At 41.1% G+C, this 25,677-nt stretch carries 24 protein-coding genes; 14 read left to right on the top strand and 10 right to left on the bottom strand.

Annotation, left to right across the window (positions count from 1 at the left end; translation table 11 throughout):
* Nucleotides 1-104: 104 nt before the first annotated feature.
* The 6 genes from purH (at nt 105) to rodA (ending at nt 7,165) form a co-directional block, all read left to right on the top strand.
* Entirely contained in the window at nt 105-1,631 is a 1,527-nt protein-coding gene (gene purH / locus GR160_RS11590; RefSeq protein ID WP_160750024.1) for a bifunctional phosphoribosylaminoimidazolecarboxamide formyltransferase/IMP cyclohydrolase, read from the top strand.
* A gap of 62 nt (nt 1,632-1,693) precedes the next feature.
* Nucleotides 1,694-2,722, top strand: coding sequence for a rod shape-determining protein (locus tag GR160_RS11585; RefSeq protein ID WP_160750023.1), 1,029 nt, complete (start codon nt 1,694-1,696; stop codon nt 2,720-2,722).
* A 10-nt stretch (nt 2,723-2,732) separates the two neighbouring features.
* The gene (mreC, locus tag GR160_RS11580) at nt 2,733-3,554 is read left to right on the top strand and encodes a rod shape-determining protein MreC (RefSeq protein WP_160750022.1); all 822 of its coding nucleotides are present in this window, start codon (nt 2,733-2,735) and stop codon (nt 3,552-3,554) included.
* Nucleotides 3,547-4,050 carry a rod shape-determining protein MreD gene (locus GR160_RS11575; protein WP_160750021.1) on the top strand — a complete coding sequence of 168 codons (504 nt, stop codon included), beginning with the start codon at nt 3,547-3,549 and terminating at the stop codon, nt 4,048-4,050. Before mreC ends, GR160_RS11575 begins: the two co-directional genes overlap by 8 nt.
* On the top strand, nt 4,047-5,912 hold the full coding sequence (gene mrdA / locus GR160_RS11570; protein ID WP_160750020.1) for a penicillin-binding protein 2: 1,866 nt from the start codon (nt 4,047-4,049) through the stop codon (nt 5,910-5,912). The genes GR160_RS11575 and mrdA overlap by 4 nt, the downstream gene beginning before the upstream one ends.
* Nucleotides 5,909-7,165: a rod shape-determining protein RodA gene (gene rodA, locus GR160_RS11565; protein ID WP_160750019.1), complete on the top strand. Its 1,257-nt coding sequence runs from the start codon at nt 5,909-5,911 to the stop codon at nt 7,163-7,165. The genes mrdA and rodA overlap by 4 nt, the downstream gene beginning before the upstream one ends.
* A 78-nt stretch (nt 7,166-7,243) precedes the next feature.
* Here rodA and GR160_RS11560 read toward each other — a convergent pair whose 3' ends face one another.
* From GR160_RS11560 to surE, 5 genes are all read right to left on the bottom strand, one after another.
* Nucleotides 7,244-7,687, bottom strand: a complete 444-nt coding sequence (locus tag GR160_RS11560; protein ID WP_160750018.1) for a hypothetical protein — start codon at nt 7,685-7,687, stop codon at nt 7,244-7,246.
* A gap of 165 nt (nt 7,688-7,852) precedes the next feature.
* The gene (locus GR160_RS11555; protein WP_160750017.1) at nt 7,853-8,638 is read right to left on the bottom strand and encodes a C40 family peptidase; all 786 of its coding nucleotides are present in this window, start codon (nt 8,636-8,638) and stop codon (nt 7,853-7,855) included.
* A 73-nt stretch (nt 8,639-8,711) separates the two neighbouring features.
* Nucleotides 8,712-9,824: a lipid-A-disaccharide synthase gene (gene lpxB / locus GR160_RS11550; protein WP_160750016.1), complete on the bottom strand. Its 1,113-nt coding sequence runs from the start codon at nt 9,822-9,824 to the stop codon at nt 8,712-8,714.
* 109 nt (nt 9,825-9,933) lie between these two features.
* On the bottom strand, nt 9,934-10,374 hold the full coding sequence (locus tag GR160_RS11545; RefSeq protein ID WP_160750015.1) for a lipocalin family protein: 441 nt from the start codon (nt 10,372-10,374) through the stop codon (nt 9,934-9,936).
* 45 nt (nt 10,375-10,419) lie between these two features.
* Entirely contained in the window at nt 10,420-11,199 is a 780-nt protein-coding gene (surE, locus tag GR160_RS11540; RefSeq protein ID WP_160750014.1) for a 5'/3'-nucleotidase SurE, read from the bottom strand.
* Between the two features lie 135 nt (nt 11,200-11,334).
* On the opposite strand from surE, the gene GR160_RS11535 reads away from it, so the two are divergent.
* From GR160_RS11535 to GR160_RS11520, 4 genes are all read left to right on the top strand, one after another.
* Entirely contained in the window at nt 11,335-13,590 is a 2,256-nt protein-coding gene (locus GR160_RS11535; protein WP_160750013.1) for a carboxy terminal-processing peptidase, read from the top strand.
* Nucleotides 13,591-13,598: 8 nt separating this feature from the next.
* Nucleotides 13,599-14,705, top strand: coding sequence for an ABC transporter permease (locus GR160_RS11530; protein ID WP_160750012.1), 1,107 nt, complete (start codon nt 13,599-13,601; stop codon nt 14,703-14,705).
* 133 nt (nt 14,706-14,838) lie between these two features.
* Entirely contained in the window at nt 14,839-16,593 is a 1,755-nt protein-coding gene (locus GR160_RS11525) for a bifunctional GNAT family N-acetyltransferase/carbon-nitrogen hydrolase family protein (RefSeq protein WP_160750011.1), read from the top strand.
* Nucleotides 16,594-16,605: 12 nt separating this feature from the next.
* Nucleotides 16,606-17,400, top strand: coding sequence for an SDR family oxidoreductase (locus GR160_RS11520; RefSeq protein ID WP_160750010.1), 795 nt, complete (start codon nt 16,606-16,608; stop codon nt 17,398-17,400).
* A gap of 5 nt (nt 17,401-17,405) precedes the next feature.
* On the opposite strand, the gene GR160_RS11515 is transcribed toward GR160_RS11520, so the two are convergent.
* Nucleotides 17,406-18,071, bottom strand: a complete 666-nt coding sequence (locus GR160_RS11515; RefSeq protein ID WP_160750009.1) for a response regulator — start codon at nt 18,069-18,071, stop codon at nt 17,406-17,408.
* Between the two features lie 150 nt (nt 18,072-18,221).
* Entirely contained in the window at nt 18,222-20,282 is a 2,061-nt protein-coding gene (locus tag GR160_RS11510; protein WP_160750008.1) for a M13 family metallopeptidase, read from the bottom strand.
* Nucleotides 20,283-20,444: 162 nt separating this feature from the next.
* Here GR160_RS11510 and GR160_RS11505 point away from each other — a divergent pair, with 162 nt between their 5' ends.
* Together GR160_RS11505 and GR160_RS11500 are read left to right on the top strand one after the other, a co-directional pair.
* Nucleotides 20,445-21,134 carry an SCO family protein gene (locus GR160_RS11505; RefSeq protein ID WP_160750007.1) on the top strand — a complete coding sequence of 230 codons (690 nt, stop codon included), beginning with the start codon at nt 20,445-20,447 and terminating at the stop codon, nt 21,132-21,134.
* 80 nt (nt 21,135-21,214) lie between these two features.
* Nucleotides 21,215-21,664: a PepSY-like domain-containing protein gene (locus GR160_RS11500; RefSeq protein WP_202390768.1), complete on the top strand. Its 450-nt coding sequence runs from the start codon at nt 21,215-21,217 to the stop codon at nt 21,662-21,664.
* Nucleotides 21,665-21,717: 53 nt separating this feature from the next.
* Here GR160_RS11500 and GR160_RS11495 read toward each other — a convergent pair whose 3' ends face one another.
* The 3 genes from GR160_RS11495 to GR160_RS11485 form a co-directional block, all read right to left on the bottom strand.
* Nucleotides 21,718-22,323: a thermonuclease family protein gene (locus GR160_RS11495; RefSeq protein WP_160750006.1), complete on the bottom strand. Its 606-nt coding sequence runs from the start codon at nt 22,321-22,323 to the stop codon at nt 21,718-21,720.
* On the bottom strand, nt 22,323-23,498 hold the full coding sequence (locus GR160_RS11490) for a GlmU family protein (RefSeq protein WP_160750005.1): 1,176 nt from the start codon (nt 23,496-23,498) through the stop codon (nt 22,323-22,325). The genes GR160_RS11495 and GR160_RS11490 overlap by 1 nt, the downstream gene beginning before the upstream one ends.
* Before the next feature lie 200 nt (nt 23,499-23,698).
* Nucleotides 23,699-23,950 (bottom strand): type B 50S ribosomal protein L31, encoded by a 252-nt coding sequence (locus tag GR160_RS11485; protein WP_160750004.1) that lies wholly within the window; start codon nt 23,948-23,950, stop codon nt 23,699-23,701.
* 235 nt (nt 23,951-24,185) lie between these two features.
* On the opposite strand from GR160_RS11485, the gene GR160_RS11480 reads away from it, so the two are divergent.
* Both GR160_RS11480 and GR160_RS11475 read left to right on the top strand, forming a co-directional pair.
* Entirely contained in the window at nt 24,186-24,725 is a 540-nt protein-coding gene (locus tag GR160_RS11480) for a DUF4199 domain-containing protein (protein WP_160750003.1), read from the top strand.
* A 1-nt stretch (nt 24,726) separates the two neighbouring features.
* Nucleotides 24,727-25,677, top strand: coding sequence for a glycosyltransferase family 2 protein (locus GR160_RS11475; protein ID WP_160750002.1), 951 nt, complete (start codon nt 24,727-24,729; stop codon nt 25,675-25,677).

Here is a 25,677-nt window from a genome sequence, read left to right as displayed (position 1 = left end):
ACCATACGGCAAAAATTTTTCATTTTAATAAAATTTAGCACCTGCGGCTTTGAATGTTAACTGTACAATAACTACTTTTGCACCCTTATTAAAACACACAACAAATGAGCACTGCAAAAACCATTTCATCTGCCTTAATATCGGTATTCAGTAAAGACGGCCTTGAGCCCATTGTACAAAAATTACACGAGCATGGCGTAACCCTATATTCTACCGGAGGTACAGAGACTTTTATCAAAGATCTTGGCATTCCTGTAGTACCTGTAGAAGATGTAACTTCATACCCGTCTATACTTGGCGGCAGGGTTAAAACACTTCACCCTAAAGTATTTGGAGGCATCCTTAACCGCCAGGACCACGAGGGAGACGTACAGCAAATGACCGAGTACAACATACCGCAGATAGACCTGGTTATTGTAGACCTATATCCTTTTGAAAAAACGGTTGCATCGGGTGCTTCTGAAGCTGATATTATAGAGAAAATAGACATAGGCGGTATATCACTAATTCGTGCTGCTGCCAAAAATTTTAAAGACACAGTAATTGTAGCCTCTGTAGATGATTACGCACTGTTCCTGGAAACCATTACCAACAACAATTGCGCTACAACATTAGAAGAGCGCAGGCTGTTTGCTACTAAAGCGTTCCACACATCGTCTCACTACGATACTGCAATTTTTAACTACTTCAATACTAACGAAACTTACTATAAAGAAAGCGTTGCAAACGGACAGGTATTGCGCTATGGCGAAAACCCACATCAAAAAGGCTTTTTCTTTGGCGAGTTCGATAAAATGTTCTCTAAACTTCATGGCAAAGAGCTTTCTTACAACAACCTGCTTGATGTAGACGCTGCCGTTAACCTTATTGCCGAGTTTAAAAACGACGCCCCAACATTTGCCATACTTAAGCACAACAATGCCTGTGGTATAGCTACAAGAGAAACAGTTAAAGAAGCCTATCTTGACGCTCTTGCAGGCGACCCAACATCTGCTTTTGGCGGAGTACTTATTACCAACACTAAAATTGACAGGGCTGCTGCCGAAGAGATCACTAAACTATTCTGCGAAGTGGTTATTGCTCCTGCCTATGACGATGATGCTGTGGCAATTTTAGAAGAAAAAAAGAACCGAATTATACTTGTACAACATGACGTTGCATTGCCTGAAAAACAGGTTCGTACATGCCTTAACGGACTTCTTGTACAGGATAGAGACAATATTACCGACAATAAAGAGCACTTTAAGACCGTTACAATTACTGCCCCTACAGAGCAGGAAGTTGAAGATCTTGTATTTGCCTCTAAGGTTTGCAAGCACACAAAATCGAACACTATCGTGTTTGCAAAGAACAAGCAACTGTTAGCATCGGGCACAGGCGAAACATCGCGCGTAGATGCATTAAGGCATGCCGTAGAAAAAGCAGGTTCTTTTAACTTTAGCCTTGAAGGCGCCGTTATGGCCAGCGATGCATTTTTCCCTTTCCCGGATTGTGTTGAGCTTGCCAAAAATGCCGGAATAACTGCTGTTGTACAGCCGGGCGGATCGATAAAAGATGAGCTGAGTATTAATTATTGTAATGAAAACGGAGTGTCTATGGTATTTACAGGTACCCGTCATTTCAAACATTAATTTTATTACTTTTGTAGGCTCCTAAACAAATTATAAATAAATACATAAACCCTGATAGCCGTATGGGATTTTTTGATTTCATGACCGAGGATATTGCGATAGACCTTGGAACCGCAAATACCCTCATTATACATAATGACAAAGTTGTTATAGACAGCCCGTCTATAGTGGCGCGCGACAGAGCTTCCGGCCGTATAATTGCCGTAGGTAAAGAAGCAAACATGATGCAGGGCAAAACGCATGAAAACATAAAGACCATACGCCCGCTTAAGGACGGTGTTATTGCCGATTTTGACGCATCTGAAAAGATGATAAGCCTTTTTATTAAGAGCATACCTGCCCTTAAAAAGAAGTTGTTTACCCCTGCCCTTCGCATGGTAGTTTGTATTCCAAGCGGTATTACAGAGGTAGAGATGCGTGCTGTAAAAGAATCGTGTGAGCGCGTTAATGGCAAAGAGGTTTACCTTATACATGAGCCAATGGCCGCGGCTATAGGTATTGGCATAGACATCATGCAGCCAAAAGGTAACATGATCGTTGATATAGGTGGCGGTACTACCGAAATTGCAGTTATTGCCCTTGGCGGTATTGTTTGTGATAAATCGGTTAAAATTGCGGGAGACGTATTTACAAACGACATTGTCTATTACATGCGCACCCAGCACAACCTTTTTGTGGGTGAGGGTACTGCCGAAAAAATTAAAATTTCTATTGGTGCCGCCCTTGAAGACCTTGAAACTCCTCCTGAGGATTTATCAGTACAGGGTCGTGACCTTTTAACAGGTAAGCCAAAACAGGTAGATGTATCGTACAGGGAAATTGCAAAAGCACTCGACAAATCGATACAGCGAATAGAAGATGCGGTTATGGAAACACTATCGCAAACACCACCGGAACTTGCTGCCGATATTTACAATACAGGTATTTATCTGGCCGGCGGAGGATCGATGCTAAGGGGTCTTGATAAAAGGATTTCCCAAAAAACAGACCTCCCGGTTTATATAGCCGAAGACCCGCTAAGGGCGGTAGTAAGAGGAACGGGAATGGCCTTAAAAAACATACCAAAATACAGGAGCATACTTATAAAATAACGCTTAGTAAATGCAGCAAATAGTAAACTTTTTATTTAAAAACAGTATGTTATTACTGTTTTTGCTGCTTTTGGGCATATCGTTATCATTTACCATACAGTCGCACTCATATCACCGCAGCCGTGCCATAACATCGGCAAATGCGGTTACCGGCTATACGTATGAACAAATAAACAAGGTAGAGCAATACTTTGCCCTGAGCAAAGAGAACGAAAAGCTCGCCATGGAAAATGCGCTGCTCAAAAGTATGCTGTATAATAAAAAAGATACTGTGCTAACCGCAGTACCACCAAGCCTTGGCATGTATAAAGTTGTACAAAGCAAGGTTATTGCCAACTCTTACAGCAGGCAGGAAAACTACATTACCATTAATAATGGTGCCAACAGCGGCATTAAAGAAGATATGGGTGTAGTTAGCAGCCTTGGCGTTATTGGCTATATCGAAAAAACATCGGCAGGATATGCCACAGTAATCACCGTGCTTAACCGAAAGTTTAAGCTTGGAGCAAAAATCAAGAAAAACAATCACTTTGGCACCCTTACCTGGAACGGTAAAAGTACCGGTTTTGCCCAGCTTATAGACGTACCAAGACTTGCAACGGTAGTAAAGGGAGACACCATTGTTACAGGCAGCGAATCGACCATTTTTCCGGAAAACATTCCTATAGGAACGATCGAAAAAGTATATATAGACAAGAAAACAAATTATTACACACTCGACATCAGGCTGTTTAACGATATGACCAGTCTTGGCAATGTGTATATTATAGAAAATAAAGACCGTACCGAAATAGAGCAACTACAACAGGCTACAGTACCTACAAATGAATAGTACAGTTTTAATAAATATAGCGCGGTTTATTTTACTGCTTACCATACAGGTGGTGTTAAACAAACTCAACCTGTTTGGGTTTCTTAACCCCTACCTATATATTTTATTTATACTGCTTTATCCTGTAAATGGCAATAAAGCGGTACTGCTTGTATCATCTTTTTTTATGGGGCTGCTCATAGATATGTTTCTTGATACTGGTGGGCCTCATGCCACCGCAAGTGTAGTACTGGCCTATTTAAGACCATCGTTCTTTAAATTTGCTTTTGGTGTAAGCTACGAGTATCAAACCATAAAAATAAACGACAGGCTAACGCCAGAGCGTTTTACATTTATCCTTATATCGGTAGTAACCCACCACCTCATCTTGTTTTTGTTAGAGGTATTCAGGTTCAGCCTTATACTTACCACCTTGCTTCATACGTTATATACCACTATCTTTACACTAATAGTGTGCATAATAGCAATATATTTGGTAAAGCCGGCTAAACAATGAGAAAAATACTATTGCCCGTTATTATAGTTTCTGCAACATTGCTAATAATAGCAAGGCTTTTTTATTTGCAGATACTCGACGATTCCTACATTAAAAAGGCCGATAACAACGCCATTAAAATAAAATACGACTACCCCGAGCGTGGGTACATTTACGACCGTCATGGCAAGCTAATGGTGGCTAACCAACCGTCTTATGACATTATGGTTACCCCGCGCGAAATGAAAGACCTCGACACAGTGGCACTGTGCAACCTGCTGCACATAGACAGGGCATATTTTGAAAAGAGACTCGAAAAGGCAAACGTTTACAGTCCGCGCCTACCCTCAATATTTTTACCGCAGCTCAGTAAAAAAGAGTTTGCTGCCTTTCAGGAAAAAATACGCCGCTTTAAAGGTTTTGATATTGTTAAGCGCTCACTACGCGACTATCAGATAAATGCCGGAGCTAACGTTTTTGGCTATATACAGCAGGTAAACGATGCTATTATAAAAAGAGACCATTACTATAAAAGTGGCGACCTTATTGGCCGCCAGGGTGTAGAAGAGGTTTATGAAGATATACTTCGTGGTACTAAAGGCGTAAAATATGTACAGAAAGATCGCTTTAACCGTGAAATAGGTTCGTTTAAAGAGGGTATATATGATACTATTGCCGTTCAGGGTAAAGATATTACACTTACCATAGATGCCGAACTTCAAAAATATGGCGAAGCCCTTATGTTCGAAAAGCGCGGAGGTATCGTAGCACTTGAGCCCGAAACAGGAGAAATACTGGCATTGGTTACAGCACCCTCATATGACCCTGCGCTGCTTGTAGGCCGCGAACGCTCTAAAAATTATACGGCACTTTATAACGACTCTCTATCTAAACCGCTTTTTGACCGTGGGCTATTGGCAGAATATGCTCCGGGTTCTCCGTTCAAAATACTTACCGGGCTTATCGGGCTTCAGGAAGAAGTTATAGACGAAAACAGCACCTTTGTATGCCATCACGGATTTAGCTACGGGCGTGGGGCTTTTATGCGCTGCCACGACTCAGGAGCAAACAGGCTTCATGAAGGGATTTATAAATCGTGCAACACTTATTTTGGCAGTGCCTTTAAACTTATTATAGATAAGTATCCAAAAGCAGAATATGGCGTTAATGCATGGAGCAGCCACCTTAAAAGCTTTGGCCTTGGCGACTTTTTAGGATACGACCTGCCACCGGGTCGTAAAGGGCTTGTGCCAACTTCTAAATTTTACAAACGTTTTTACCCCAACGGAGGCTGGAGCGGCTCTACCATTATTTCTAACTCTATTGGCCAGGGCGAGGTACTCATGACGCCTATACAGCTTGCAAACATGATAGCCACAGTAGCTAACCGCGGTTACTACTACACCCCTCACGTAATTAAAAAGATAAAAGGGCAGAATATTGACAAAAAGTTTACCACTAAACACGTTACAACTATAGACAGGCAGTATTATGAGCCCGTTGTTAACGGCCTGTTTGATGTTTACAACATGGGTACAGCAAGCCGCCTGCGCGTAGAAGGCATAGAAATATGTGGTAAAACGGGTACTGCCGAGAATTTTGCCAAGATTGGCGGTGTGCGCAAACAGTTAGATGACCACTCCATATTTGTGGCATTTGCACCACGTGAAAACCCCAAAATTGCCATTGCTGTTTTTGTAGAGAACGGTTACTGGGGCGCCCGTTGGGCAGGTCCAATTGCCAGCCTTATGATAGAAAAATATCTTAAGGGCGAGGCTAAAACCCAAAAGGCCCGCGAAGAATACATAATGAAAAACGGCCTTAAAGCTACTTATGATAAATACCTTAGCGGAGAACCTTTCCTTATAAACCAGGGTCGATGAAAAACCAGAAAGTAACCAATAATATAGACTGGATAATCATATTGTTGTACACAATACTGGTTATAATGGGGTGGATGAACATCTACTCTGCATCGTTACCTAATGAGGAAACTTCTATTTTCGACCTGAGCCAGGTCTATGGAAAGCAAATATTGTTCATACTTTCCAGTATACCGCTCATCATAGTAGTACTCTCTGTAGATGCCAAGATATACGATAAATATTCGTTTATCTTTTATGGCATAGGCCTTATACTGCTTGCCGGATTGTTCGTATTGGGTTCTACCCGAAAGGGGCAAACCAATTGGTATGCCTTTGGCGGATTTAGTATGCAGCCCTCGGAGTTTGTCAAAATAGCCACATCGCTTATGCTTGCTAAGTTTTTAAGCGACGTACAGATAAACCTTAAAAATACCCAGCACCAGCTTATAGCATTTGCAATACTCGGCGTTCCCATTATACTCATCATGCTGCAGCCCGATGCCGGTAGTGCCATGATATTTTTAGCACTAACACTTGTTTTGTATCGCGAGGGGCTGCCCGGGTGGTATTTAGGCACGGGTGCAATAGCAATAATTTTGTTTATACTCGCGCTGCTCATAAAACCCGTAATATTGGTTGGGTTTGCGTTGCTTTTTATACTGGGTCAGTATTTTGTTACCCGCAGGGCTTTTCGAAATCCTATACTCTCTGCCATGGCATTGGTTGCGGTTGCAGCCTTTGTGTTCTCTGTAGACTATGTTTTTGAGAATGTTTTGGAACCCCACCAAAAAGACCGTATCAACGTGCTCTTTGGAAAAGATGTAAACATGCAGGCTGAGGGTTATAACCTAAACCAGTCGCTTATTGCCATTGGATCCGGCGGATGGCTGGGTAAAGGCTACCTTGAAGGTACACAGACCAAAGGCGGCTTTGTACCTGAGCAGCACACCGACTATATTTTTACCACCGTTGGCGAAGAATGGGGATTTGCAGGAGCCGTAACTGTAATTATTGTTTTTATTTCTTTACTGCTGCGCATTGTATATTTGGCAGAACGGCAAAAATCTAAGTTTAGCCGAACGTATGGCTACTGCGTGGCCTCTATACTCTTTATGCACTTTTTTGTGAATATAACCATGCTAATAAGGCTTTTCCCTACTGTGGGTGTACCTCTGCCCTTTTTTAGCTATGGCGGTTCGAGTTTATGGGCATTCACCATATTGCTGTTTATTTTTATAAAAATGGACGCCAATAAGGTTAATGAATGGTAATTTAAGTAGGTATTAGACTTAAGATAATAGACTTTCAATATTTCAAAGAACATATAAGTATTACAGACCTAATACGCTTTAATCACGCATTACATACGGTCCTGCCCTTGTACGATTGCTAATAAATAATCCAAAGCAGTCCCCACCCACTGTGGCTTTGAACTGCTCAGTATAAACAGTATTCATAAGAACTTCCCTAGCAACCGGCAATAAAAAATCACTGGGCAATGCAGCTATTGTCCCACAAAGCCTGTGCATATTTTTATGCAAAAATCCCTGCCTCTTTTTAGCCACAGAATTATTTACCGGTGCTTTTACATGCATAGACGAAGCTTTTACCTCAACGGGTGCAGGAGTTTCTTCTATTATAACAGACTCTGGTTCCTGCGGCAAAACAACAAGTGGCTTTGTATTGGGTTTTCCGCCAATGTAAAAACCATATTTTATACGGAGCTGTAAGTCGGTGAGTTTTTTTGGAGCAGTTGGTTTAGGTTGTGGCTTTGGCTTAAAATGATGGAACATTTTAAAAAGTATAAGAGCAAATATTGACCTTTAAACCGCAAAGATACAATTGACAAACTTGCTTTTACTGAAACAGATATTTCAGCAAACGGCTAAAAAACAAAGAGGCTGTCCAAATTATTTTGAACAGCCTCTCCGATATAATAAGAAAAATGGAGTCTTTATTTACGATTTAATATCGTCTTCTATTACCCTGTTTGCCTGAACAAATGTACGTGAGTGATATGCTTCGTTCATAGAAGATACCATAACACCACGGCTGGTAGAAGAATGTATAAATTTAATTTCGCCTTCAGGGGTAACTTCAGTTACAATACCTACGTGGTTAATCCTTCTGCGTGCCGGATTATTATCAAAAAACAAAAGGTCGCCTTTTTTAACCTCATCAAGTTTTACTTCCCTGCCATATTCGCTGGCCATAGAAGCAGAGCTGCGGGGCAGTGTAACATCAAATATCTGGAAGGTGGCATATACCATACCCGAGCAATCCATTCCGGCAGTGGTTGTACCGCCACCACGATAAGGCACACCTTCAAACTGCATAGCGTTGTTTACAATTTGCTGTGCAAAATAGTTTTCATAAGGCGTAGGCTCAAAGTCTGGGCTTGTAGGTTCGTCAACTACAACAAGTGCTTTCTTTTTTGTCTTTGGTGCTTCGGTTTTTTTAGGGCCTCCTTTAGCCTTAGCTTTTGGTTTAACAACAGGCTGACTATTGTCTACCACTACCACATCGTTGTCTAAAAAAACAACTTCTTCTTTAGCCTGCGTGGCAGAAGCTTTTTGTAAAGCCTGTGCTTTTGCAAGGGTTTCGGCCTGGCTGTTTGCCTGTTTGCCATTGTATGCGTATAGTCCCTTTTTTTGAGCTTCTTTTTTAAAAGTTACTATTTGGGCTGTCGCACTAAACGACGTTGCCAACATTAAAAACAGGGAAAGGTTCAGGAGGTTTTTCAAAACTTTTATCTTATCAAATTCTACTTCGCTTTTTACAAATATAGAGAAGATAAATTAATATTTAATTAAGATACTATGTTAAATGTTTGAATATGAGGTTCGCAGTCTTGGCGCTTGCCCCTCCACCACCAAGCTTTTCTTCCAGTAAATCGTACTGTTTCAGGAGGTTTTGCCTATAGTCGGGTGTTAATAACTTTAACAACTCCGTTGATATGTTTTTTGTGTTAAGCTCGTCCTGAATAAGCTCTTTTACCACCTCTTTGTCCATGATAAGGTTAACCAGCGAGATGTATTTCAGCGTAATTATCCGTTTAGCTATCTGGTAGGATATCCAACTTCCTTTATAGCATACAACCTCCGGAACTTTAAACAGTGCGGTCTCTAAAGTTGCCGTGCCCGATGTTACCAAAGCGGCATGGGCTATACTTAACAGATCGTAAGTTTTATTGCTAATAAAATGCACGCTGCTGTTAGTAAGAAACTGCTGGTAAAACTCATATTCCTGAGACGGTGCACCTGCAATTACAAACTGATAATCGGGAAAATCATTTACTACTGATAACATTACCGACAGCATTTTTGCAATTTCCTGCTTACGGCTACCAGGCAATAATGCTATAACCGGGCGGTTATCAAGGTTGTGGTCTTTTCTGAACTTTTCTTTATCAGCAGGAATACGGTTGTGTATCGCATCAATCAACGGATGCCCTACAAACTCAACGGCAAAGTTGTGCTTTTGCTCATAGAATTCCTTTTCAAACGGAAGAATAATGTACATTTTATCTACATCACGTTTAATGGCCTTAATGCGGTTTTCTTTCCATGCCCATATTTGCGGCGAAATGTAGTAATGCGTTTTAAAGCCTAATGGTTTAGCCCATTTGGCTATGCGCATATTAAACCCCGGATAGTCTATAAACACAATAACATCCGGCTTAAAAGCCAATATATCCTGCTTGCATAGTTTTATATTGTTAAGTATAGTCTTTAGGTTGGCTGCCACTTCGGCAAAGCCCATAAAGGCAAGGTCTCGGTAGTGCTTTACCTGCGCCCCCCCCACAGACTGCATTAGGTCGCCACCCCAAAAACGAATCTCCGCCTGCGGGTCGGCCTTATACAATTCTTTCATAAGGTTACTTCCGTGGAGGTCTCCGCTCGCCTCTCCGGCAATGATGTAGTATTTCATCTAAAAAATTGCTTTAAGGCGTAAAAATACGGTTTTTTTAGTTGGGCAGGGCTCAAATAAAAATGCCGCTACTTTCGCAGCGGCATATAATTTAATAGTTATATCCAAATTACTGTTTTGTAAAAACAACACTTCCTCCATATAAATTTGTAGTAAGCCTGTTGCCTACTTTTGTAAAAGGAGTATAAAAAACATCAGATGTTAATGTAACAATATGCTCCGATTCGGCAAAAGGTGCATACTCCGTTTCAGCTTCTCCACATTCTACAGTGTAAGTGCCATTATTTTGTTGGCGTATATCTACGGTCTGCATATTCACTATTGCTGTGGCAACATTATCTGTAAATACTATTGTAGAATTGTTTAAACACCCTGTCTCTGTCATAACATCAGTAGAAGCTGTCCCGTCGTTATTAAAATCAACGGCTTCGGGCAATGTTGCCGAAGTAAGTTTCCATGTTCCCGTAAGCGAAACATTGTCATTATCATCATCTCCGGAACATGATAATGTCACAACAACCGCAATAGTTAGTGCTGCAATTTTTTTCATAATGCTTTTTAGTGATTGGTTTTATTGTATTTGTATATTTTTCGCTTATTTATCCATCTCCCAACTGTTGAGCGTTTGCATGGCATGATGCGCAGTAAGGTCAAACTGAACAGGCACTACCGATACATACCCGTTTGCCAGTGCCCATTCATCGGTATCTTCGCCATTATCAAGGTTTATAAATTTTCCCGTAAGCCAGTAATAATCGCGCCCCATTGGCGTGGTGCGTTTATCAAACTTTTCCTGCCACATGGCTTTGGCCTGGCGGCAAACTTTTATTCCTTTAATTTCCTTTTCAGGCAGTTTTGGTATATTCACATTTAATATTACACCTTCAGGCAGGCCATGGTCTATAACCTGCTGCGTGATTTTTTTAATGTAGGCTTTGGCAGGTTCAAAATCGGCATTCCAATTATAATCCAGTAAAGAAAAGCCAATGGCAGGTATTCCTTCAATTCCGGCTTCTACCGCAGCACTCATGGTTCCGCTGTAAATAACATTTATAGATGAGTTAGAACCGTGGTTTACACCACTAACGCACAGGTCAGGCTTGCGGTGCAGTATTTCGTTCACAGCAAACTTAACACAGTCTACCGGGGTACCGCTGCAACTGTACTCCGTTTCGATATCCGGGTCAATATCGATCTTATTAATATATAATGTATTGTTAATGGTAATAGCATGGCCTGTGGCACTCTGTGGGCTGTCCGGAGCTACAACCACCACATCGCCAAGCTGTTTCATTACTTCGATCAAAGCGCGTATTCCCGGGGCGGTAACGCCGTCGTCGTTAGTTACCAGTATAAGGGGTTTTTTCTTAGTCATTGCAGTAAAATAAAAAATAAGTATTGTATATTTACGTTTGCTAAAATACGCATTTTAGATGTGCCTTAACAAAAGATGATGGTTTGATGAACTTTGGCACGCTTTTTTATGTGTAAAACTTATTAATACAACCAAATGAATGCCTTTATAAGTTATATGAAAAGAAATTATAAAATTCTTGCGATCGTTGTCCTGTTGGCCGGCGCGCTGTTTAGCTTTACCCTGTTACCAAAAAAGGAGAGCGACCCGGAGAAAGATAAAGTGCTGATGGAACTGCTAACTTATGTAATTCAGCGGGCTCATTACAGTGCACACCCTATAGACGATGAATTTAGCAAAGGAGTTTATAAAGACTATCTTGAAGCTTTAGACCCGTCTAAACGCTTTTTTACGCAAGCCGACATTAATGAGTTTGCCAAATATGAAACCCAACTGGACGACCAGATAAACAGGCGCGACCTCAGCTTTTTTGACCTTACCTACAACAGGTTGCAGGAGCGCATGAAAGAAAGCGAAGGCTTTTATAAAGACATCCTTTCTAAACCTTTTGATTTTACAAAAGATGAAACTTTTAATGTAGATTATGAAAAGCAGCCGTATGTAAAAGACGATGCCGAACTTAGAACACGTTGGGAAAAACAGCTTAAACTATCGGTACTTTCTTCTATTACAGACAAGCAAAAACTACAGGAAGCCCCCCCTACAGATAAGGTAAAAGCAAAAGAAGGCAGTAATGAAGTACAAACAGAATCTATTGCCAAGGTAAGCGATAAAAAAACCGATGAGACGAAAAAATCGTTCACTGAGCTTGAAAAAGAGTCGCGCGAAAGCAACCTCAAATCGCTTAACGAGTATTTTGATTTTGTAGACGATCTTAAACGCGAGGAGTGGTTTACCATTTACCTTAACGCTATTTGCGAGCGTTTTGACCCGCATACGTTCTACTTTGCCCCTGACGATAAGGAGAAATTCGACACCAGCATGAGAGGATCTCTTGAGGGTATTGGCGCAAGGCTGCAAAAAAAGAATGACCTTGTAGAAATATCCGAACTTATTCCGGGTGGTCCGGCATGGAGAGGCAAAGACCTTGAACAGGGCGACCTTATCATGAAAGTGGGCCAAGGCAAAGAAGAGCCGGTAGACATTGCAGGTATGAGGCTTGACGATGTGGTTAAAAAAATTAAAGGCCCTAAAGGAACTGAGGTGCGCCTTACCGTTAAAAAAGTAGACGGAAGCACTAAGGTTATAGCTATTGTTCGTGAGGTTGTAGAGATCGAGGAAACCTATGCCAAATCGAGTATTGTTAATAAGAATGGCAAACTGTATGGCGTTATTAACCTGCCAAAATTCTACATAGATTTTGAAAATCAGGACAATCGCGATGCTGCCAAAGACGTTGCTGCCGAAGTTCAAAAACTCAAAGAACAGGGCGTTCAGGGTATTATTATGGACTTAAGAGATAACGGTGGAGGATCGCTTAAAACCGTGGTAGACATCAGTGGTTTATTTATTACCAAAGGCCCTGTGGTACAGGTACGTTCTTATGCTGAGGAGGGCGGACAGAAAAAAGAGGTTATAGAACAGCTTTCTGACAACGACCCTAAAGTGCAGTGGGATGGCCCGCTTGTAGTGCTTATAAACAACTTCTCGGCTTCGGCTTCAGAAATCTTTGCAGCAGCTATTCAGGACTATAACCGTGGCGTAATTATGGGCAGTAAGCAAAGTTATGGTAAAGGTACTGTTCAAAACATTATAGACCTTAACCGCTTTGTAAGAAACAACAGCTTTGGCGACCTTGGTGCCGTTAAAACTACAACGCAGAAATTTTACCGTATAAACGGTGGTTCTACTCAGCGTGCAGGGGTAGCCAGTGATATTGTGATGCCTGATAAATATTCTTATATAGAAATTGGCGAACGCGATGCTGATAATGCATTGCCTTATGATAAAATTCCATCGGCTCCATACAAGCCGCTAAAAAATAATTTTACCGATGTTATTGCAAAAAGTAAAGCGAGGATGGCAGCCAACACCGAGTTCAAGCTTCTTGATGAAAGCGCAAAATGGATAAGTGCTAAAAAAGATGAAAACACTTATAGCCTTAACTTAGAAAAGTTTAAAGCTGAACTTGCCAAAAGCGAGGCAATGGCTAAAAAGTTCAAAGTACTTAATGACTATAAGAACACGCTTAAATTTGATGCGTTGCCACACGAAAAGGAGATCTTTAAGAAAGACCCTGCTTTGGCCGAGAAAAAACAACGCTGGTATGAAAATCTTAGCAAGGACGTATATGTAGAAGAAGCCCTTAATGTGCTGGACGACATGCAGCCTAAAGGAGCCAAAGCAGCAGCTACGGTTACCAAAAGAGATAAAATGATAAAAACACGATAAGCGCACACATGGATAAAACCGGAAAATCGCTTACGGGCTTGGCGCTCCAAAAGTTTAAAAAAAACTTTTGGGGCGTTTTAAGTTTAGGCTTTATCGCACTACTGCTTTTTGTAGCCATATTTGCCTATGTGCTTGCGCCAGATAAAACACAAAATGCCAATTGGGGCGATCTTGCTATACATTCCAAACCTCCCGGCTTTACAGTTACCATGTTGCATTTTCCGGCAGAAGGTAAAGAATCGTCAGGCATTAGCAAATATTTTGTGGGCGACGCCAATCCGCAGCAAAAAGTACCCGTACTTAAATACCGGTTCGCAAAAGACAGCCTTACCTATTTTGAATATACTGATGAACCATCGCTGGCAGTAAGCAAAACCATTCCGCTTTCTGTCTTTAAGACTACTGACAAGACCACTATCGAAAAGGACTACATATCCCAGCAAAAGTTTATACTGGGCACCGACAGTCAGGGACGCGATCTATTGAGCAGGCTTATAATAGGCTCACGTGTAAGTATAGCTATTGGTTTTGTTGCTGTATTTATCTCGCTGGTGGTAGGTATATTCTTTGGAGCTATTGCAGGCTATTATGGTGGCAAGGTAGATGCATTTGTAATGTGGCTGGTAAACATTATCTGGAGCATCCCCACCCTACTGCTGGTTATAGCCATTACACTCGCATTAGGAAAAGGCTTTTGGCAGGTATTTGTAGCTGTAGGACTAACCATGTGGGTAGAAGTTGCCCGTGTGGTGCGCGGCCAGGTAATGAGCATTAAACAAATGCAGTTTGTAACAGCGGCAAGAGCATTGGGCTATAATAACCGACGTATAATTTTTAACCATATACTGCCAAACAGTATGGCTCCGGTTATTGTAATATCGGCAGCAAACTTTGCATCGGCCATACTTGTAGAGAGCGGCCTTAGCTTTCTTGGCCTTGGTGCGCAGCCACCGGTGCCCAGTTGGGGCGGCATGATAAAAGACCACTATAATTACATTATTTTAGGTAAACCTTACCTTGCCTTGGCACCCGGCATTGCCATGCTGCTGCTCGTTTTAGCCTTTATGATGGTAGGCAATGCACTGAGGGATGCGCTGGATGTGAAGAGTGAGTAAAGGAAAAAGAGCAATTGTTTTTAAATAAACATCTGTAAGTAAAGTACTGCTTTTATTAACACCACCTTAACCACCTGCAAATATTTCTATACGGAATGGTTTTTGTATATTTAATGACCGAAGAAAGAAAACCATGCAAACAGAGATAAATAAAGTGGAGCTGCGCAATTTGCGCATTGAAGATTATAAAGAACTGCGCCTTACCATGCAGCATGCCTACAAAGAGGTAGACATGGACATGGATGAGCCCTATTGGGGCGAGCAGGATATAAAAAGGCTGCTTAAAATTTTTCCGGAAGGACAATTGGTAGTACTGGTAGACGGCAAAGTGGTGGGCTCTGCCCTATCGCTCATTGTAGATTACAAAAAGGCTACCGCAAACCATACTTACGAAAAAATCACAGGCAACTATACTTTTAGTACACACGATTATGATGCCGAAGTATTGTATGGCATTGATGTTTTTATAGACCCGGCCTACCGTGGGCTTCGCCTTGGACGCCGCTTATATGACGCACGTAAAGAATTGTGCGAACAGCTTAATCTTAAGAGCATAATATTTGCAGGCCGAATGCCTAATTATAACGAACACTCTGAAGATACTACCCCAAAAGAATATATTGAAAAAGTAAGGTTGAAAGAAATTCATGACCCCGTTATGGCCTTTCAGCTAAGCAACGATTTTCACGTTATAAAGGTAATGCGCAATTATCTGGAGGGCGATAAAGACTCTCAGGACTATGCCGTGCTCATGGAGTGGAACAATATTTATTACGACAAAAGTCCGTCGCTTATTAATACCCGTAAAAGCATTATACGCCTTGGGCTGGTACAGTGGCAAATGCGCCCTCTGGCAAATGTGGAGGCGTTATTTGAACAGGCCGAATTTTTTATAGATGCGGTTTCGGGTTACGGGAGCGATTTCGCTTTGTTCCCTGAGCTGTTCGTAGCACCGCTAATGGCCGATTTCAATCACCTCAGCGAGGCCGATGCCATACGCGAAATTGCACGCTATTGCGAACCTATACGCAAGCGTTTTCAGGAAATGGCCATTTCATACAACATAAATATTATTACAGGCAGCATGCCCATGGTAGAAGACGGCAACCTCTATAATGTGGGCTTTTTGTGCAAACGCGACGGTACGTTTGAAATGTACACCAAAATACACATTACACCAAATGAAGTGAGCTATTGGGGTATGGTTGGCGGCAGCGAAATAAAAACATTTGACACTGACTGCGGCAAAATTGGGATCATGATATGCTATGATGTTGAGTTTCCGGAACTGTCGCGCATTATGGCGGATGAAGGTATGGAAATACTGTTCGTTCCTTTCCTTACAGACACACAAAACGGCTATACCCGTGTAAAACACTGTGCACAGGCACGCGCCATAGAAAACGAATGTTATGTTGCCATTGCGGGTTGTGTGGGTAACCTGCCCGGTGTGAACAACATGGATATACAGTATGCTCAAACGGCAGTGTTTACACCAAGCGATTTTTCGTTTCCGAGCAATGGTATTAAGGCAGAGGCTACACCAAATACAGAAATGACCATTATTGTAGACGTAGACCTTGACCTGCTTAAAGAACTACACGAATTTGGCAGTGTGCGTATTCTAAAAGACCGCCGCCAGGACCTTTATCGTATAAAAAGACTGCCCGGAGCAGCTAAGGGCGAACCAAAAAGCGAAAGCCTTGACCAGATAAATATGGAAAATGTGGAGGAACCCAAGATTACAAAATCAGCTCCTGCGCGTACCAAGCGCAATACGGCCACGCCACGCACTGCTACACCAAGGTCAGGTACACAATCACGCACACCTGCTGCTGCCAAAACAGGCACTGAAATTAAAACGGTAAAAAAACAGGTTAAGGGATAATTAAGTATCAATATGCAAATCTCAATTTTGGGTTGCGGATGGCTTGGACTGCCATTGGCAAAAGCATTTATTACTCAGGGGGTATCCGTAAAAGGATCGATAACATCTCCAGAGAAACTATCCACTCTTAAACAGGTGGGTATTGAACCATATTTAATTAACCTTAGTCCCGAAGCACCTGCAAACCTCAACGATTTTTTGAGCGGTAGCGGCGTACTTATCATCAGCATACCTCCTAAACTTCGTTCGGGTCACGGAGAAAGTTATACAGATAAAATAGAGGGCATTATTCCGCAAATAGAAAAAAGCAGCATTGGCAAGGTACTCTTTGTAAGTTCAACCTCAGTATATGCAGATGATAACACTGTAGTGACTGAGGATACACTTCCAAACCCGGAAACAGAAAGTGGCAGGCAAATACTTGAAGCGGAACAAATATTGTCGGGCAATACCGGATTCAAAACAACTGTATTGCGCTTTGCCGGATTGATAGGTCCTGACAGACACCCTATAAAACAACTTGCAGGAAAACAAAACCTTGCAAACCCCTTAGCCCCGGTAAACCTAATTCATCAGGATGACTGTATTGGCATCATCCTAAAAATTATTGAGAAAAATATTTGGGGAGAGAACTTTAATGCGGCATATCCCCTGCATCCTGTAAGAGAGTTGTACTACACACAAAAAGCAGTAGAATTTGGACTACCTGCCCCTACATTTAATTCTGAAAATGCTTCTGTTGGAAAAACAATACTGTCAGATAAGCTAATAAAAGCTTTGAATTATAAATTTTCGACAGGTATTTAGTATGCCTAAATATAACCCTGCGCTCTTGCCTCTTCTATAAGCTCCTGATCGTTTCCTTCAACCCCAAGCACGTTTTTTATATTATTCTTGCGGCTTTCGATCTCTTTATAGGTTAAAGGTATATAACTTGTAATATTCCTGTCTTCGACACCACGGGCAAGAAAACGCATAATTTTTACATCAACCTCTTCCAGCACCATGCCTTTCTGAATCATGTTGCTGTATTTTGTAATTAAGCTGCTGTAAAAAGTTTCTCCTTTCAGCACGTTAGCAAAAGCCTGCATGAGCTCATCAGTATCGCAATCGCTTTTATTAATAAATCCTTGGGGCTTAACAGTATTTATTATGCTGAATACAATATCGAGTTCCCTGTGCATTGTCATCATAATAATCTTGCAGCCAGGCATATTTTCTCTTATAAGTAATGCAATATCTTTTCCCGAAAATAATTTTTCCTCGGGCAATGCGGGTATACTGTAATCTATAATTGCGAGATCAAAATGTTCATTAGAGTGCTGCTGTACAGCAAGCTGTGCAGAGCGGCAGTCGACAGCCTTGACAAAATCAAGGCGTTCATGCTGGGATTCCAAATTGCGGAACATAAAATTATAACCTTCCAAAACAATAGGATGGTCATCTATCCCCAGCACTTTAAGGGGTTTGGTAAGCATGTGATATTTTTGGGAATTACAAATTTATATCTTAATTATTTATTTAGGATATAAATTTGTAATTTGTTTATAAAAAATATTGCTTTTAAACAAAAACTCCCAGCCATACAACGGTATAGCCGGGAGTTTTATGAAATAATAATCAGTTTATTACCAAATTTTAACACGGTCATCTGGCGCAACATACAATGCATCGCCCGGCTTGATCCCGAAAGCCTGATAAAAGGCATCTACATTTTGAAGCGGTACATAAGCCCTGTAAATACCCGGCGAGTGCGGATCGGTTTTTACCTGGTTCTTGATTGCCTCATCGCGGGTTTTTGTACGCCAAATGGTACCCCACGATATAAAGAAACGCTGCTCCGGTGTATAGCCGTCTATAAGCCCGGGATTGCCTTTTTCTTTAAGATAAAGCTGTAAACCGTCATAAGCTGCATTTACGCCACCAAGGTCGCCAATATTTTCACCCAGCGTAAACTTACCATCTACATAAATGCCCGGCAGTGGCTGCAAAGCACTGTACTGATTGGCAAGTGCATCGCCAAGGCCTGTAAACTGCTCAAGGTCTTTATCGCCCCACCAGTTAACAAGATTACCCTCAGCATTATATCGTGCACCGGAATCGTCAAAGCCATGCGATATTTCATGCCCTATAACAGCACCAATACCACCATAGTTAACAGCCTCATCGGCCTTGTAATCATAAAACGGTGGTTGCAATATACCAGCGGGGAATACAATTTCGTTATACGACGGGTTAAAATAGGCATTTACAATTTGTGGCGCCATGCCCCACTCGGTTTTGTCTACCGGTTTACCAAGCTTTTCGATGTCTTTTTTGTGGCTCCAACGCGCAATTTCCTGCATGTTAGAGAAAAAGCTTCCACCCTGCGCAGGATTTTTAACTGTAAGGGCACTATAGTCTTCCCATTTATCAGGGTAGCCAATTTTTACACTAAGCTTATTAAGTTTATCAACAGCACTTTGTTTGGTGCTTTTAGCCATCCATGGTAGGTTGTTGATACGGTTTTCGTAAGCACGCATTACATTTTTGATCATACTTTCGGCCTTAGCTTTTGCTTCTGCAGGGAATTTTTTCTCTACATAAAGTTTACCAAGAGTTTCGCCAATAGTACCGTTAACGGTTTGCAATGCATTTTTGTCGCGTTTCTCTTCCTTAAGGGCACCACGCAGTGTTTTACTGTAAAACTCCCAGTTAGCTGTTTCAAGGTTTGTAGAAAGCATAGAAGACGACCTCCTTAGAAGCGACCATTTAAGGTAAGCTTTCCAACTGTTAACATCGTTCTTTTTAAAGATATCCTGTAATGCCGTAAAATATTTTGGCTGTGTTACAATTACCTGTGCAGGGTTTTTAATACCAATGCCGTTAAAGTAAGCACTCCAGTTAATGGCCGGAGTTATTTTTTGCAACTCGGCAACCGTCATTGGGTTGTAGCTTTTACGGTCGTCTCGGCTTTCTACACGATCCATCATTGGCTGTGCAAAAGCTGTTTCAAGGGCAAGTATTTTTTTAGCTGTCTCAGTAGCATTTTTACCTTCATAACCTATAAAGCCAAGCATTTTAGCTACATGCGCTACATATTTATCGCGTTTCTCTTTAGAGTCGGCATCTTCAGATATATAATAATCCCTGTCCGGCAGGCCAAGGCGCGCCACAGTTAGGTAAACAGAGTTCTTGTTGCTGTCTTTAGCATCGGCACCAATATAAGTACCAAAAAAGCCTAAACCTCCAAGCGGCTCCATTTCTATAATAAGGGCTTCAAGCTCTTTTACATTTTTAACCGCATCGATCTTTTTAAGCAGAGGCTTTAAAGGGGCAATACCGGCTTTGTTACGTGCCACTGTATCCATAATGGTGTTGTAAAGGCTGGCAGCTTTTCCCTGGTCTGTAGCAGGAGATAAACTTTTATTTGCCGCTGCCTCTTTTAGTATGGCAAGTGCATCGTTATTGGTACGCTCGCGAAGTTCATCAAAACTTCCCCAACGGGTCTTATCGCCCGGAATTTCGGTATTGTCTAACCATTTACCGTTTACATACCTAAAGAAATCCTGTCCCGGGGTAACAGACTTATCCATATAGTCGGTATTAATACCGTGCTTTTCCTGTTTTGCAGGTGTGGTTTGTGCATTTATAACACCGCTTAGCAAAAGAGCTGCTGCGGCATATTTTGCGCTGTTGTTTACTTTCATTGTTTCGGTTTAAAACTTAAAAATACAAATATACTGTTAGGAATTACAATTATAATTCCAAAAGCTGTTAAATATAGATATAAAGCAGTTTTTACCTGATAAAAACGCAACACAAGCCCCTATTATAAGTTGTTGTTTTGTAGTTTTGTAAAAAAATATCCGATGTCGTTTTTTAAAAGATACAGGCTTTTTATTATTGTATTTGCTACTCTTTCTGTCATAATACTTGCATTATTTTATACTGCGCTGACACCTCAAAAAACCTTAAAGATATACAGCCCCACAGATGTAAACCCAGAACTGGCCGACAGCACCGTGCAGGCCATAGCACACCATCATAAAATTGCGCCTTTTGCATTTACTAACCAAAACGGAAAGATCATTACTCGAAAAGACTATGAAGGTAAAATTTATGTAGCCGATTTCTTTTTTACAACCTGCCAGACCATTTGTCCTAAAATGACAAAAAACATGGCATGGCTGCAGGAGCAGGTAAAGAACATGCCTAATGTAATGCTGCTTTCACATTCTGTTACCCCGGATATTGACACTGTACCTGTATTAAGGGCTTATGCCGATGAACAGGGAGCCATAGATGGCAAGTGGAATTTGGTTACAGGAAATAAAAAAGATATTTATTACATAGCCCGAAAATCATACCTGGCGGTTAAGACAACAGAATCATCTGAATTATATGATATGGTTCATACTGAGAATTTTATCCTGGTTGACACTAAAGGCCGCATTCGTGGTTTTTATGACGGCACAAACCTTAACAAAGAAACCGACCCCGGCGTTAAAAACGTACAACAACTGCTTGAAGACATTAAGTGGCTTAGCGAAAACGAATAATTTTTGCTGCATTTTTTCTTTTCCCAATTGTTTCCAGATTCAGGCAATAATCTTGTATTATAATTTTAAAACAGGATATTATGAAAACTACAATTGGATACACTAAAACTTTTGTTTTAGCTACAGCATCGCTTTTATGCTTTGCCTGCAATGCACAAAAACGCAACATTACTTTAGCCGAACTGCCTGCCACCGCACAAGCTTTTATTAAAGCTAATTTCCCTAATCAGGCCACGAGCTATATTATAGAAGAAAAAGAAATTACACACACCGAATATAAAGTACTTTTTACCGGAGGCACAGAAGCAGAATTTGACGGTAAGGGCAACTGGGAAGAACTTGATGCCAATAAAGGCACATTGCCTGCATCGGTACTGCCAAAGGCAATTGCGGCTTATGTAACCCAAAACTACAAAGGCTTATCTGTAGAAAAACTTGAAAAAGAGCGTTGGGGCTATAAGCTTGAGTTTACAAACGACCTTGAACTGGAATTTGACACGAATGGCAAATTTTTAAGGATAGATGATTAAATTAAAAACAGTTCTCAGTCACAGTTTTCAGCTCAGTAAACTGTGACTGTAAACTATTTTCTTCTGCTGCGTCGCCAGTCCCATGGTGGGGTGGGCTCTTTATCTGCCCAAAGGCCTACGTGCTTTGTGCGCGCGGTTTCTTCATAAGCCGTAAACTCATCTCGGTGAGAATAGCTTTTATAATGCCATGCCAAACCAGCCTTTACAAGAGCCTCGTTTACGTTAAGACCGTTTTCTGTAACTACAGTACCTATAAGCCTCCCATAACGGTCGCGCTTTTTATCGCAGCTCACAGTAACGGTTTGCCCAAAACACAGGTCTGAGGCATATTGCTTGGCGTTATTACCAAACGGCTGCGATTTCTCGGGACAGTCAATATCTGCCAAACGTACTTTTTCAGCCTGACCATCACACAGTATCTCAAAAGTATCTCCGTCTTTTATACCCACTACTTTGCCCGTAAACTCAGTAACATCACGCAGCTCTTTAGTGCGCTTAGAGCTTTTAGATTTAGCCTTTTCGGCAGGAGCTTCAACAGGATATTTACGTGGTGGCGGAGCAGTATCTTTTACATTATAATTGTAAAAAACGGTAAGGGCAAGAGCAACAATAAGGGTAACAATGCCATATTTAGGCTTGCTGTTTTTTTGCCTTGCCATTAATTATTTCTTAATTTTTCGGTTTGCTGATATATCTCGGCCAATATTGCCTCGTCTTCCGGAGTAAACGCTACATTGCGGCGCGACATCATTACACGGGCGGTTTCAAAAGCTTTTTTAACATCATAGGTTACCATACCTGCTGCACCACCCCATGAAAAACTCGGCACAAAATTGCGGGGAAAACCACTGCCAAAAATATTGGCACAAACCCCCACCACAGTACCTGTATTAAACATGGTATTGATGCCACTTTTACTGTGATCTCCCATCATCAGGCCACAAAATTGCAGGCCTGTTTTCACGAAACTCCCTTTTTCGTAGTCCCAAAGCTTAACCTCATCATAGTTGTTCTTAAGGTTAGAGTTGTTGGTATCGGCACCAAGGTTGCACCATTCACCCAAAACCGAATTACCTAAAAACCCGTCGTGCCCTTTATTAGAATAGCCAAACAATACAGAATTGCTTACTTCTCCGCCTATCCTGCACTCAGGCCCCACGGTAGTGGCTCCATATACCTTGGCTGCCATTTTTACAACGGCACCTTCACACAACGCAAAAGGTCCACGAATAATAGAACCCTCCATGATCTCGGTGTTCTTACCTATATATATAGGGCCGGTCGAAGCGTTAAGGGTAACAAACTCCAGTTTAGCACCTTCTTCAATAAAAATATTCTCAGGAGCAATGGTGTTTACACTGGCAGGTATGCGCTGCGAGGTACGCCCTTCAGTAATCAGGTCAAAATCTTCGCGCAGGGCAGCATCATTCTTTTTAAAAATGTCCCAAACACGCTCAATTTTAAGACCTTCTTCTGTATATTCTATAATATCATATTCATCAAAATCTACTTCTTCCTGAGTATCGGTGGTATAAAAAGCAACCACCTCTTCTCCGCTAAAAATGGCCTGGTTGGGTTCTAATGCGCTAACCATTTCAGCAAGCACCTCGTTGGGTAAATAAGCAGCGTTTATCATTACATTCTCTTCCATTTCTACCATCGGAAATTTATCCATAAGATACTCCTCTGTAATAGTTGTAGTGGTATAGCCCAAGTATTTTTCCCATTTTTCGCGAATGGTAAGTATTCCAATACGGATATCGGCAACAGGGCGGGTAAAGGTAAACGGCAGCAGGGCATTGCGCACCGGGCCATCAAAAAGAATGTAGTTCATTTTTTTATGAGTTACAAAGTTACAAAGTGCCAAAGTTAGTAAAAAGGGGCTTAGTTTCTGAGGGGCTTAGAAACTTAGAGAACAAATACTTTATAATCCTGGAAAACTAAGTATCTAAGAAACTAAGCCCCTCAAAAACTAAGCATAAAAAAAGCCCTCCGTTTCCGGAAGGCTTTGTATGGTAATAAAAACAACAAATATTATTTGTTGAATTTAGCATATTTAGTTTTGAACTTGTCGATACGACCAGCAGTATCGATAAGTTTAGATTTACCAGTATAGAAAGGGTGAGAAGTTCTTGAGATCTCCATTTTCACTACCGGATATTCAACTCCTTCGTGTACAATTGTTTCTCTAGTGTCAGCAGTAGATTTAGTGATAAAAACCTCGTCGTTAGACATGTCTTTAAAAGCAACTAATCTGTAATTTTCAGGGTGAATACCTTTTTTCATTTTGATAAATTTTTATTGTTTGGCTGCAATCCCGTTTTGCGGCTTCCGATAGCGGAAGGTATAAACGCCTCACAGCTTTTTGTTTATAAACTTTTAATTCAGGGTGCAAAAGTACACATATTTTTTAAATATCAAACACTTAAACACTGTTTTTTAAATACAATTGCACGTAACACTTTTTTAATAACAGGTAACAACTGATTTTAGTATATTTGTAGATTAAAAATCATCCTTAATGAAAGAAAGTGTTTCCCCTGTAAAATCGGCCCTTACATACGGGGGCGTGTTTGGCTTTATCATGATTTTACAGCTTGTGGTGCTGTACTCTGTACAAATAGATCCATTAAAATATGGCTGGGTGGGCATAATCATCAACTTTTGTAACTTTATAGTTTTCCCGTTTGCCTTTATCATCCTTGGATGCCTGGCCTATAGAAGGCTTAATGGCGGATATTTATCTGTATCGCAATGTTTAAAGAACGGACTAATAATAACCCTTACCGGGGCAATACTGTACAGCATATTCTATACTGTATTTGTTAACGCTGTTCCCGGATATATAGAAAATGCCATAGCACAAACCCGCGCAGTAAAACTGCAAAATGAACCTGGCATTGCCCCAAAAAAACTGGCTTCTTTTTTAAACGACAGCCGTAGCGGAATGCAACCCGGCATTACGGTTCCTATGGTTATGATCGTGTACACATTTATAGGAATGATAGGGTCTTTTATTGTAGGCTCATTTTTAAGAAGAGAAAAACCCGCCGCTGCCTAATATGAATTTATCGATAGTTATACCGCTTCTTAACGAAGAAGAATCGCTTACCGAACTGCACAGCTGGATCGAAAAGGTTATGCTGCAAAATAACTTTAGCTATGAGGTTATTTTTATAGATGATGGAAGCACCGATACATCGTGGGATATTATTGAGCGTCTTGCTACTCAAAACCCTAATGTAAAGGGCATACGCTTTTTAAAAAACTACGGCAAATCTCAGGCATTGCACGCAGGTTTTGCGCGTGCCGAGGGCGATGTGATCATTACTATGGACGCCGACCTGCAGGACAGCCCCGAAGAAATACCGGATCTTTATGCTATGGTTACAACAGGTGGTTTTGATATGGTTTCGGGCTGGAAGAAAAAACGTTACGACTCGGTAGTATTTAAAAACCTGCCGTCTAAACTGTTTAACTGGGCCGCAAGAAAAACATCGGGCGTTTATCTGCACGATTTTAACTGCGGGCTTAAATCATACAAAAAAGAAGTTGTAAAAACAGTAGAAGTTTCGGGCGAAATGCACCGCTACATACCTGTGCTGGCCAAGAACGCAGGTTTTAATAAAATTGGCGAAAAGGTAGTACAGCACCAGGCACGCAAATATGGCAGCACTAAATTTGGCATAGAGCGTTTTATAAACGGATTTCTAGATCTTATAACCATTTGGTTCCTGTCACGCTTTGGCAAAAGACCTATGCATTTTTTTGGTGCACTGGGTGTGCTCATGTTTTTTATTGGAGTACTCTCTGCCGGATATATAGGCATTAACAAACTATATAAACTGGCAATGCACGAAAAGGCAATTCTAGTAACCGATAACCCTTGGTTTTACATTGCCCTCACAACAATGATAATAGGTTCTCAACTATTTTTAGCCGGATTTTTGGGCGAAATAATTCTGCGCACAAAAAACAACGAAGAACGTTATAAAATCAGTAAATCTTTATAA

The sequence above is a fragment of the Flavobacterium sp. Sd200 genome, assembly GCF_009826935.1.
In the GTDB taxonomy this organism is placed as follows: domain Bacteria; phylum Bacteroidota; class Bacteroidia; order Flavobacteriales; family Flavobacteriaceae; genus Flavobacterium.
Note: the sequence above shows the minus strand (reverse complement) of the source record. Positions and strands in the feature narration are given on the sequence as shown.